We start from the raw sequence: 11,282 nt of genomic DNA, 5'->3' as shown, positions 1-11,282 counted from the left end.
AGGCCGCAGGCTGGACCGCACCCAAGGTAGCGCTTGTGCTCAAGCTCTCGCGGCCAGGCGTCGGCTAGCCGACCACCGCCGCGCGGGCGAAGGCGTCCAGCGGCACGATCTTGCCGTCGATCCGCACCGGCGCGCGGGCGTCCAGATTCGCATTCAGCGCCAGGCCGTCGATCGACAGGCCCTTCACGTGCCGCGCCCACAGGCCCCAGGCCGGCGGATCGCCGAACATCCTGGGCTCGGGATAGGCGTCGGCCAGGTCCGGCGGCTCGACGCCCGCCGCCTTGGCCCCGCCCAGGAACGACAGTTCCAGCCCCTCCAGCCGCACGTCCTCGATCGGCGCGTCCGGCAGGCCAGCCAGGATCACCGGCAGGTCGGCCCACGCCTCGGCTCCGGAAAGATTGCGCACCCGCACCCGGCGCAGCGCCCCGGCCTTCGTCCCCTCCGGCCCGCGCAGCCGCGCGCCCAGCCGCAGGAACAGCGGCGCGCTGGTCATCTCGACCAGCCGCACGTCCTCGATCTCGACATCCTCGATGGTCCCGCCGTCGACCGTCTCCAGCGCCAGCCCGCGCGAGCGCTCCAGCAGGCAGTCCTTGATCCGGATCCGGCGGAAGTCGCCGTTGCTCTCGGTGCCGATCTTGATGCGGCCGGTGACCCGGTCCTGGTCCGGCGCGATCTGTTGGGTGCGCCCCAGGCTGCCGTCCAGCACCGTCCCCAGGTCGAAGCCCGAGACGTGGCAGCCGACGATCTCGACGTCTTCCGTCGGCAGGGCCTCGCCAAGCGCCATCGAGGCCTTCAGCACGATGGCGTCGTCGTTGGGGGTGTTGACCCGGCAGTGAGCGATCCGCACCCGTCGGCAGGCGTCGATGTCGAGCCCGTCGCGGTTGGTGTCGATCAGCAGGGTCTCGATCGCCAGGTCCTCGCAGCCCGTCGCCAGCAGCGCGAAATGGCCGCCGCGATGGATCGTGAAGCCCGACAGCCGCACGCCTCGGCAGCGCTTCAGGGCGATCGACTTGTTGCCCTGGCCGATCATCGCCGCCCGCTCGGGCACCAGCTCGGCCATGGCCTCGGCGGAGAGGCCCACCATGCTCAGCGGAAACTCGCCGGCCTGCCGGCGCCAGCGCGAGCCCGACCCCTCGCGGGTCAGGCCCTCGCCGTCGATGCGGCCCGGACCGACGATGGCGACGTCCTCCAGGTCCTCGCCCCAGATCAGGCTGTTGCGCCAATGGCTGTGTCCGAAGTCCTGGTAGAGGTCGTGCGGATTGTCCTCCGGCGGATCATAGGCCCCGCCGTGCCGCGCCGGATCGGCGGCGACCAGCGTGCAGCCCTCGTCCAGCCGCAGGGTCACCCCGCTGGCCAGCCGGATGGAGAAGCTCAGATAACGCCCCGCCGGCAGCCGCACGGTCCCGCCGCCGGCCTCGCTCGCCGCCACGATGGCCGCGTTGATCGCGTCGGTGTCCAGCGCCTGCCCGTCGCCGGCGGCCCCGAAGCTCCGGACGTCGAAGGTCACGTGTAGAGGCCGTGGCGGCGCAGGAACGGCGGCAAGAGCTGCGGCCAGCTCATGTCCAGGCCCTTGGGCCCGGTCAGGCCGAAACCGTGGCCGCCCTTCTCGAACATGTGCAGCTCGCTGGGCACGCCAGCCTTGCGCAGGGCCGAGTAGAGCAGCAGCGAGTTGTCGGCCGGCACCACCCTGTCGTCGGCGGCGGTGGCGATGAAGGTCGGCGGCGTGTCGGCCGGCACGTCCAGTTCCAGCGAGATCGCCTTGCGCCGCGCTTCGGAGGCGTCGGCGCCCAGCAGCTCCTTCAGCGAGCCGCCGTGCGCATAAGGCGGCTGCATGGTCACCACCGGATAGAACAGCCCCGCCACCGACGGCCGCGTCGACAGCGTGTCGATGGCGTCGATCGGCGCATAGGTCTGGCGCTTGAACTGGGTCGACAGCCGCCCGGCCAGGTGACCGCCGGCCGAGAAGCCCATCACGCCCACGCGCTCGGGATCCAGCCCCAGCTCGCCGGCCCGCGAGCGGATGATGCGGATGGCCCGCTGGGCGTCCTGCAGGGCCACGTCCGGCCCCGCCGCCCAGCCGTCGGCCGGCAGGCGGTAGGTCATGACGAAGGCGGTGACGCCCTGGTCGGCGATCCACTGGTCGATCGCGCCGCCGGCCTTGCTGACCGCCACGCGCACATAGCCGCCGCCCGGGATCATCAGGATCGCCGCGCCATTGGGGTTCTTGGGCCGGCGCATCATCAGCACCGGATCGTTGATGTGCAGGAAGGCCGTGTCGTTGGGATCGCCGCCCGGCGTGCGCAGGATGACCTGCTCCTTGGCGGTCACCTTCTCGCCGCCCGGGGCCTTGCCCGGCCAGATCGGCTGGATCTCCAGCAGCGAGACGGCGGGCTTGCCATCCTTCTGGGCGGCCTCGGGAGCGGCGCCTTGCGCCAGGGCCGGGCTGGCGGCGGTCGCGCCGGCCAGGGCCAGGAGGGAGCGACGGTCGATCATCGGATACCTCAATTTCCGCGCAGGGCCGCGCTGCTGCGCGCCGCGCTGGGAGCCATGACGAAGCTGTCGGGCGGGGTCGGTCTGGCGGGATCGAACGATCCGACGTCGGCGCTGAGATGGCGCGCCAGCTCCGGAACGCCCGCCTTGATCCCTTCCACGATGCACCGCGCCAGCTCATAGGCGCCGTAGTTGTCGTGGTGGGTGATGTCCTTGCCGCCGTCGGCGAAGGCCTTGGGCGCCTGCGCCGGCCCCAGGGCCTCGTAGAAGACCTTGCTCATGGCCGCGAGATCAATGACCGGCACGCCCAGTTCCTGGCCCACCGCCAGCACGGCGGCCGGATAGTCGCCGTGGGTGTTGATGATCTTGCCGTCCGCGTCGAAGCGCCGGCGATGCATCGAGGTCACCAGCACGGGCATGGCCTTCCTGCGCCGGAACTCGCCGACATAGGCCTTGAGGTAGTCGCGATAGGTCGTGGCCGCCTCGACATAGGTCTGGGGCCAGTTTTCCTTCTGGTCGTTGTGGCCGAACTGGATCAGCGCGAAGTCGCCGGCCCGCGTCTGGCTCAGCACCTTGTCCAGCCGGTGCTCCATCAGGAACGACTTCATCGTCTCGCCGGACTCAGCGTGGCTGGCCACCGACACGGTCGGGGCGAAGAACCTGGGCAGCATCTGGCCCCAGCCGGCCGCCGGCTCGAAGGGCTGGTCGGTGACCGTCGAGTCGCCCAGCAGGAAGACGCGCGGCACGCTCGCCGGCTCCACGCTCATCCGCGCCACCTTGGGGGCCGGGCCGCAGAACTCGACGGTCAGCCTGTCGTCCCAGTTGGGCGTGCCCTTCTCGCGCGGATTGAGGATCACCTCGGTCCCGCCCGGGGCGTTCTTGGGCGGCGGCGGCAGGGCGGCGGTGCGGGTGTTCACGACGAACACCACCTCGCGGCGCTCCTTGGCCTTGGTGCGGACCTGCTCGGCCACCAGCCGGCGGGACTCGGCCTTCACGGTCAGGTCGGCGCCGCCGTCCACCTCCAGGGTCACGCGCCAGTCGCCTTCCGGAACGGCGACCGAGAACGAGCGCCCCTCCCCCGGTTCGAAGCCGTAGCCGGCGGCGGGGTCGTACAGGCGATCGGCCGCGACGGCCGTCCAGCCCTCGCGCGGCTTGCTGGTAAAGTCGAATTTGAGGGCGGTCATCGGCGTCTCTCCCGCCAGGGCGGCGGTCGCGGACGCCAGAATCAGGCCGGCCAGAACGCTGCGTCGCTTCAGCTGCATCCTCGTCGGTCTCCCCCTCGCGCGCGGCTGACGGCCGCCGTTCTTCGCCGGACCATTCCCGAATATCGGCGCTCAGCGCAAGATATTTCATATGTCGCCACGCCAAACCAATATGTGGGACAAATAGTGAGACCCGCCGGACCGATCCGACGAAACGCGGCTTGCGACGCATGGGAGGCCCGACTATGTTCCGCGCCGCTTCTCACGGCCACCCCCGTGTCGACAGCGGGCCGGTAGCTCAGTGGTAGAGCATTCGACTTTTAATCGAATGGTCCTGGGTTCGAATCCCAGCCGGCCCACCACCTTCCCTTTGAAATCCATCGTGTTTTGAGTTTCCCCTTCGGGGACCCGGGCGCCCGCGACGCCCCTCCCGCCCAAACTGCGCCTTGGTTCGAGGCCAACTCGGCTCAACCATTCGGAAGCCCCGCTCGATTCGTCTTCAACGGCGGATGACGAGTTGGCTTCAGGCGCGTTAGGGTCACGTCATGCGAAGTCTGCTCCTCCTCGCCGCCGCGCTTCCCCTGCTCGCCGCCTGCGCCAGCACCCGTGAACCGGCCCCGGAGCCGCCGCCCGAAAAGATCCAGACCACCTCCGAGGCCAACAAGGACGGCATCGGCGGCGCGGTGACCGCGCCCCTGCGCGACGTCAACCTGATGCGCACCAAGATCCCGCCCGCCCTGCTGGAGGCCATGCAGGATCCCTACGCCCGGCCCATGCCCTCCAGCTGCGGCCAGCTGACCGCCCTGATCAAGCCGCTCGACGCGGCCCTGGGCATCGACATGGACCAGGTCCCGCCCGGCGAGGACGAGGACCTCATGGACCGGGGCCGCAAGGCCGCCGGCGACGCCGCCCTCGGGGCCATGGCCAGCGCCGCCCAGGACCTGATCCCGATGCGCGGCTGGGTCCGCAAGCTGACCGGCGCCGAAAAGCACGACCGCCTCGTCCAGTCGGCCATGGCCTCCGGCGCCGTGCGCCGCGCCTATCTCAAGGGCCTGGGCGAGGCGCGCGGCTGCATGCCGCCGGCCACGCCCCAGCACCGCGGCGAGCCCCAGCCCGAGCCCAAGAAGCGCCGCTTCCCGTTCATGGGCGGCAATGACGCTCCCCCGCCCCCGCCGCCCAAGCCGGCGCCCTCAGTGGTCGGCCCGACGGTCGAGCCCATCCCCGACGTCCACGCCCCCCCGGCCGAACCGGCGACGTCCGAAACCGCCAAGGCCAAGCGCAAACCCCGCTACCCCGTGGTCCCCGCCGCCCCGACCCCGGTGCAGCCCGCGCCGCCGACGGGTCCGCAGGGACCGGTGGGGTAGGACCCTCCCCCTCTGGGGGAGGTGTCGCGGAGCGACGGAGGGGGCCGTTTTCAACTGCCGAAGCGTCGGCCTTCCCCTCCTCCCGTAAAATCCCCGCGAAAGCGGGGACCCAGGTGTTTTATCGTCGAGCGCCGCGGGTTTCAGAAAAAGCCTGGGTACCCGCTTTTGCGGGGATTTTACGGAGATGAGGTTGGGTTTACGGGGACAGAGCGCCGTCTATCCCCGCTGACCTCAGACCAAACCCCAACCAATCCAGCCGCTTAAAACTTTCTCAGCGCTCTGGATCAGACGCGCTGAAACCCGCTGCATAATCAGAGCTGTCCCGTCGCAGGGAGAGGGCGCAAGGATCCGGCCTGAAGCGTGCGACGGTGATGCGATCGAGCGGGTGAGAAGGCGGGGGACGTAAACCCGCCTATCGGTTGGTCCGTCGGTATGGACCTCCGCCCGTCCAAGGGTTCGCGCCCTGACGCACTTCTGGCCGCATGAACGGGGGAGCCTTGCGTGGGGAAGGGGTGAAGGGCGGAAGAGGCCCGCGCGCGCCGGCCTGAGGCACAACGATCGCGCGGGGCGTCCAGCTTCGTCGAAACGGTATTCAAACTCACAGCTCCGGGCGAGGCCCGGACGCCCCGCGCCCTCTCCGATCAACTCCGCGGTCCACCGCGTGAGATCGCCAACCCGTTCCCTCTCCCCCTGCGGGAGAGGGTGGCCTGCGAAGCAGGTCGGGTGAGGGGTCTCTCAGAACTCGAAGCCGCGTGCAGCGGTGAGGCCGGGTGGAGCGTCTCATGTCTGAGAGACCCCTCATCCGACGGCTTCGCCGCCACCTTCTCCCGCAAGGGGAGAAGGATCTACTTCTGCCGCGCCGCGAAATCCCGGCGGAACTGCTCGAACCGTCCTTCGGCGATCGCGGCGCGCATGGCCGCCGTCAGGGCCTGGAAGAAGGCGATGTTGTGCCACGACAGCAGCACCTGGCCGAGGATCTCCTCGGCCTTGAACAGGTGGCGCAGATAGGCCTTGGAATAGTCGCGGCTGGCGGGGCAGTCGCTGGTCGGATCCAGCGGGCTCTCGTCCTCGGCGAAGCGGGCGTTCTTGATGTTGATCGCCCCGTCCCAGGTCCAGGCCTGGCCGTGGCGGCCCGAACGCGTCGGCAGCACGCAGTCGAACATGTCGACGCCGCGCGCCACGGCCTCCACCAGGTCGATCGGCTTACCCACGCCCATCAGGTAGCGCGGCTTGTCGGCCGGCAGCAGGCCCGGCGCGTAGTCCAGCACCTCGCACATGGCCTCGTGCCCCTCGCCCACGGCGAGCCCACCGATGGCGTAACCGTCGAAGCCGATCTCCTGCAGGCGCTCGGACGACTCCTTGCGCAGGTTCTCGAAGGTCGAGCCCTGCTGGATGCCGAACAGCGCCTGGGTATCGCGCGTGCCGAACGCGGTCTTCGAGCGCAGGCCCCAGCGCGCCGACAGCTCCATGCCCTGGCGCGCCCTGGCCTCTTCCGCCGGCCAGGCCACGCATTCGTCCAGCTGCATGACGATGTCGCTGCCCAGCAGGTCGGCCTGGATCTCCATCGACCGCTCCGGGGAAAGCACGTGCTTGGTCCCGTCGATATGGCTGGCGAAGGTCACGGCCTCTTCGGTGACCTTGCTGATCCCCGACAGGCTCATCACCTGGAAGCCGCCGCTGTCGGTCAGGATCGGCTTGTCCCAGCGCATGAACTTGTGCAGCCCGCCCAGGCGCTTCACCCGCTCGGCCGTCGGCCGCAGCATCAGGTGATAGGTGTTGCCCAGGATGATGTCGGCGCCGGTCTCCTTGACCTGGTCGACCGTCAGGGCCTTCACCGTGCCGGCCGTGCCCACCGGCATGAAGGCCGGGGTGCGGATGTCCCCGCGCGGGGTCTTCAGCACGCCCGTGCGGGCCTTGCCGTCCGTGGCTTGGATCTCGAAGGGGAAGGCGGCCATCTAGACGGTCTCGGTTTCGGCTCGGAACAGCAACGAGCCGTCGCCGTAGGAATAGAAGCGGTAGCCCGTCGATATGGCGTGCTCATAGGCCGCGCGCATCGCCTGCCGCCCCGCGAAGGCGCTGACCAGCATGAACAGGGTCGACTTGGGCAGGTGGAAATTGGTCATCAGCACGTCGACGGCCCGGAAGCGGTAGCCCGGCGTGATGAAGATCGCCGTCTCGTCGGCGAACGGCTTGATCACCCCGTCCTCGCCGGTGGCGCTCTCGATCAGGCGAAGACTGGTGGTGCCCACGCAGACGATGCGCCCGCCGGCGGCGTGCACGGCGTTCAGGGCGTCGGCCGTCTGCGCGGAGACCTCGCCGAATTCGGCGTGCATCTTGTGCTCGGAAACCTCGTCAGTCTTCACCGGCAGGAAGGTGCCCGCGCCCACGTGCAGGGTGACGAAGTGCAGGGAAACGCCCTTGGCCTTCAGCGCTTCCAGCAGGCCTGGCGTGAAGTGCAGGCCCGCCGTCGGCGCGGCCACCGAGCCGTCCTCGCGGGCGTAGACGGTCTGGTAGTCGGCGCGGTCGCGGTCGTCCTCCGCGCGCTTGGCGGCGATGTAGGGCGGCAGCGGCATCATCCCATGCCGGGCGATGCCGATATCGAGGTCCGGCCCCGACAGGTCGAAGGCCAGCACGACCTCGCCGCCCTCGTGCTTCTCGACGACGGTCGCGTCCAGCCGCTCGGCCTCGCAGGGCGTCGAGCCGACGGCGGCGAAAGCCACGCGGTCGCCGGCCTTCAGCCGCTTGCCCGGGCGCATGAAGGCGCTCCAGCGGTCGGGCGCGATCCGGCGATGCAGAGTGGCCTCGACGGCGACGGGCGTACCGTCGGCTCCGCCGGTCGTGCGGCCCTCGCGCAGGCCCGACAGACGGGCCGGGATCACGCGGGTGTCGTTGAACACCAGGGCGTCGCCGGGACGCAGGAAATCGGGCAGCTCGCGGACGACGTGGTCCGCCAGCCCCTGCCCCGGACGCACGACGAGAAAGCGCGCGCTGTCGCGCGGCTCGGCCGGGCGCAGGGCGATGCTGTCGTCGGGAAGGTCGAAGTCGAAGTCGGAAAGGCGCATGGGCCGGCTTCAAGGCCACGAAGGGGCGGCAAGGTCAAGGCGCGCGGCCGCCGCACGGCGCCCGGCGACCGTGCAACCGCCTTTCCAAAGGCCAGGATCGTCGGCCGGCTTACACAGCCGTCGCCAAGCCATGCTAAGGCATGGCGCATGCAACTGATCCTGCACCTCGTCCGGCTTTTCTTCCGCGGCGGCGCCCTGATGCTGGTCCTGCTGGCCCTGACGCTGGGCCTGACGGGACTGGCCGGCGCCTTCAGCGACCGCCTGGACATCTCCAACCACTTCGCCCCGATCTGGCTGGTGCTGGCCCTGGCCGGCGCCCTGGTCGGCGCGGTCGTCTCGCGGCGAAGCGAGCGCTGGGCCATCGTGGCGATGGGCGTCCTGGCCCTGCTGGCCCATGGCGGCCTGATGGCGCCAGAATTGATCGCCGCCCAGACCCGCAAGGCCGATCCCGGTCCCGCGACGCTGAAGATCGTCCAGTTCAACGCCTGGGCCTCCAACGACGACCCGACCGAGGCCCTCGAATGGGTGCTGGCCCAGGATCCCGACGTGCTGTTCGTCGAGGAGGGCGGCGGCAGCGCCTGGGCCCTGGTCGGCCCGCTGCGCCGGCTCTATCCGTTCGTCGTCTCGTGCGTGGGCAACACCCGGCCCTGCGACACCTGGATCTTCAGCAAGAAGAAGATGGTCGCCCGGGGCGGCGTCTATGACCGCGACCGGCCGTTCTCGGCCGCCTGGGCCACCCTGGCCGACCCGAAGGGGCCGTTCACCGTGGTCGCCACCCACTATGTCTGGCCGATCCCCGCCGGCCGCCAGCAGGTGCAGACCCGTCGCCTGGCCGAGATGCTGGGCGGCTTCGACAAGCGGGCGATGATCGTCGCCGGCGACTTCAACTCCACGCCCTGGTCGTGGAGCCTGCGCCGCCAGGACAAGCTTTTCGGCCTGGAGCGGCGGACCCTGGCCCTGGCCTCCTGGCCCTCTGGTGCCTTCACCCGGCTGTTCAAGGCCCCCTTCCCGTTCATGCCCATCGACCACGTCTATGCGGGCAAGGACTGGAAGACGGTCTCGGTCAAGCGCGGCCCGCACCTGGGTTCGGACCACCGGCCGGTGGTGATCCTGCTCAAGCGGAGCTGAGCGCGGCGACCTCGTCGGCCAGGTTGCGGCGGGCCGCGGCGTCCAGCGCCTGCGCGAAGCCGGAGTCGGGAAACAGTGTCGGCGCGGCCAGGAAGCTTTCCAGCACCCGCGCCCGGCCAGCCCGATAGAGGTCCTCGGGCACGGCGGCGTACTCCTCGCGGATGGCCCGGGCATAGTCGGCATAGGCCCTTGGCGACGCGCCCAGGATCGACAGGTCGATCGAGACCATCAGCGCGCCCAGCTTGTCGCCAGGCTCGACCGTGTGGCCCTTGGTCAGCAGGATCAGCCGCTCGATCTCGGCGATGTCGGCTTCCGGGACGCCCGTGGCGACCATGGCCTGGCGCGCCAGCTCGGCGCTCCGGGCCTCGTTGTCGGGTCTAAGCGGGTCGTAGACCGCGTCGTGCCACCAGATCGCCTGCGCCAGGAGCTCGCGCTCATGCGGATCCAGGTCCGGCAGCGCCGCCAGCCTCGCCAGGCAGTCCTCGATATGGACCAGCGTGTGATAGCGCCGATGAGGCTCCTGGTAGGCCTCGCGCGGGAGGGAAGGATAGACGGTCATGCCGCCTCCAAAGAAAAGGGCCCCTCCGTTTCCGAAGGGGCCCTCTTTGACTTAGGCGTCGGCGGCGATCTTGGCGCTGACGATCTTGCCCGGCGCGCGGGGCGGCTCGCCCTTCGGCAGGCTGTCGACGTGCTCCATGCCTTCGCTGACCACGCCCCAGACGGTGTACTGCTTGTCGAGGAAGGTGGCGTCGTCGAAGACGATGAAGAACTGGCTGTTGGCCGAGTTCGGATCCGGCGTGCGGGCCATCGAGCAGACGCCGCGGACGTGCGGCTCGGCCGAGAACTCGGCCTTCAGGTCGGGCTTGGACGAACCGCCGCGGCCGGTGCCGGTCGGGTCGCCGCCCTGGGCCATGAAGCCCGGGATCACGCGGTGGAAGACGACGCCGTCATAGAAGCCCTCGCGGACCAGTTCCTTGATCCGCTCGACGTGGCCGGGCGCCAGGTCGGGACGCAGGGTGATGGTGACCGGGCCGGTCTCCAGCGTCAGGATCAGGGTGTTTTCGAGGTCAGCCGACATGGTCGTCCCTTCGGAGTGGAATATTGGGCGCTCTTTAGCCCGTCGAACAGCGGCTGTGAACCAGCCGGTTACCGAACCTCGACGGGAACCTCGAGGTCGCAGACCGAGAAATCCGCGCCGCGCGCCTTGCGAACGGCGGCGATCTGGCCCTGGAACCAGGCGCCCTTCGGGTCGATCACCTTCACCTTCGGGCGCTCGGCCTCGGGGATGTCGGCCAGCAACCGCACCGTGGTCATCTCGTCCTGCGGATCGGCCACCGGCTCGCCGGTCTTGATCGCCCGCACCACGTCGAGGCCCGAGATCACCCGGCCGAAGGCCGTGTAGCGCTTGTCCAGCGACGGATAGGGCTGGCGCATCAGGAAGAACTGGCTGTTGGCGCTGTCGGGCGCGTCGTCGCGGGCCATGCCGACCACGCCCGGGCAATAGGTGCCCCAGGCGGCGACCTTCTTGTCGCTGGTCATGGTGCTCCAGGCCCAGCCCTGGCTGACCACCGGCAACGACTTCAGGAAGCCCACCTCAGTCCCCGCCGGCGAGGCGGCGACGACGAACGGCAGGTCCTGGTCGCGGCGGAAGGTGAACTCGGCCTTCAGGTTGGGCTTGTCGGTATTGCCCTGCCCGGTGTCCTCCGGATCGCCGGTCTGGGCCATGAACCGGTCGATGACCCGGAAGAAGGTGCGACGGTCATAGACGCCGGCCCGGGTCAGCTCCTGCAGGCGCGCCACATGGGCGGGCGCGACCTCGGGGATCAGCTCGACCAGGATGCGGCCGCGATTGGTGTCGATCACCATCACCGTTTCCGGCGCCGGCGCGCGCCAGTCGGCGGCCTTGGGACCGGAAGCCGCCACGACCGCGACCGCCTTGGCCCGCTTGGCCTTGGACGCGGCCTGCGCCCCCGGGACGACCGCCGCGAAGGCGGCCAGGGAGACGGCGGCGACGGCGATCGGCAGGCGCATCAGGA

The 11,282-nt window shown here is 70.0% G+C and carries 10 protein-coding genes and 1 tRNA gene; 3 read left to right on the top strand and 8 right to left on the bottom strand.

Translation table 11 applies throughout. The features are described from left to right. Positions 1 to 64 precede the first annotated feature (64 nt). From AC1RRS_RS16170 to AC1RRS_RS16160, 3 genes are read right to left on the bottom strand one after another with little or no spacing between them, the layout of a single operon-like run. The gene (locus AC1RRS_RS16170; RefSeq protein WP_492856011.1) at positions 65 to 1,507 is read right to left on the bottom strand and encodes a rhamnogalacturonidase; all 1,443 of its coding nucleotides are present in this window, start codon (positions 1,505 to 1,507) and stop codon (positions 65 to 67) included. After that, positions 1,504 to 2,493 (bottom strand): alpha/beta hydrolase, encoded by a 990-nt coding sequence (locus AC1RRS_RS16165; RefSeq protein WP_492856010.1) that lies wholly within the window; start codon positions 2,491 to 2,493, stop codon positions 1,504 to 1,506. The genes AC1RRS_RS16170 and AC1RRS_RS16165 overlap by 4 nt, the downstream gene beginning before the upstream one ends. Positions 2,494 to 2,501: 8 nt before the next feature. Further along, positions 2,502 to 3,752 (bottom strand): rhamnogalacturonan acetylesterase, encoded by a 1,251-nt coding sequence (locus tag AC1RRS_RS16160; RefSeq protein ID WP_492856009.1) that lies wholly within the window; start codon positions 3,750 to 3,752, stop codon positions 2,502 to 2,504. Positions 3,753 to 3,979: 227 nt separating this feature from the next. Between AC1RRS_RS16160 and AC1RRS_RS16155 the strand changes: the two genes are divergently transcribed. Together AC1RRS_RS16155 and AC1RRS_RS16150 are read left to right on the top strand one after the other, a co-directional pair. Next, positions 3,980 to 4,054: transfer RNA gene (locus tag AC1RRS_RS16155), tRNA-Lys, on the top strand. Positions 4,055 to 4,237: 183 nt separating this feature from the next. Beyond that, positions 4,238 to 5,056: a hypothetical protein gene (locus tag AC1RRS_RS16150; RefSeq protein ID WP_492856008.1), complete on the top strand. Its 819-nt coding sequence runs from the start codon at positions 4,238 to 4,240 to the stop codon at positions 5,054 to 5,056. Positions 5,057 to 5,901: 845 nt separating this feature from the next. Here AC1RRS_RS16150 and tgt read toward each other — a convergent pair. Together tgt and queA are read right to left on the bottom strand one after the other, a co-directional pair. Next, entirely contained in the window at positions 5,902 to 7,011 is a 1,110-nt protein-coding gene (gene tgt, locus AC1RRS_RS16145; RefSeq protein WP_492856007.1) for a tRNA guanosine(34) transglycosylase Tgt, read from the bottom strand. After that, a complete protein-coding gene (queA, locus tag AC1RRS_RS16140) occupies positions 7,012 to 8,118 on the bottom strand; it encodes a tRNA preQ1(34) S-adenosylmethionine ribosyltransferase-isomerase QueA (protein ID WP_492856006.1) in 1,107 nt (368 codons plus the stop codon). Between the two features lie 147 nt (positions 8,119 to 8,265). Here queA and AC1RRS_RS16135 point away from each other — a divergent pair, with 147 nt between their 5' ends. Next, the gene (locus AC1RRS_RS16135) at positions 8,266 to 9,246 is read left to right on the top strand and encodes an endonuclease/exonuclease/phosphatase family protein (protein ID WP_492856005.1); all 981 of its coding nucleotides are present in this window, start codon (positions 8,266 to 8,268) and stop codon (positions 9,244 to 9,246) included. Here AC1RRS_RS16135 and AC1RRS_RS16130 read toward each other — a convergent pair. The 3 genes from AC1RRS_RS16130 to AC1RRS_RS16120 all read right to left on the bottom strand — a co-directional run bounded on the left by AC1RRS_RS16130 (position 9,233) and on the right by AC1RRS_RS16120 (position 11,277). After that, on the bottom strand, positions 9,233 to 9,805 hold the full coding sequence (locus AC1RRS_RS16130) for an HD domain-containing protein (RefSeq protein WP_492856004.1): 573 nt from the start codon (positions 9,803 to 9,805) through the stop codon (positions 9,233 to 9,235). The two genes, AC1RRS_RS16135 and AC1RRS_RS16130, sit on opposite strands and share 14 nt — an antisense overlap. A 51-nt stretch (positions 9,806 to 9,856) precedes the next feature. Then, positions 9,857 to 10,324: a peptidylprolyl isomerase gene (locus AC1RRS_RS16125; protein ID WP_110120902.1), complete on the bottom strand. Its 468-nt coding sequence runs from the start codon at positions 10,322 to 10,324 to the stop codon at positions 9,857 to 9,859. Between the two features lie 68 nt (positions 10,325 to 10,392). Next, complete coding sequence (locus tag AC1RRS_RS16120; RefSeq protein WP_492856003.1) at positions 10,393 to 11,277, bottom strand: peptidylprolyl isomerase; 885 nt, start codon at positions 11,275 to 11,277, stop codon at positions 10,393 to 10,395. Positions 11,278 to 11,282 lie beyond the last annotated feature (5 nt).

Source organism: Caulobacter sp. GW821-FHT12A07 (assembly GCF_058807655.1).
This window is presented reverse-complemented; position numbering and strand designations above follow the sequence as displayed.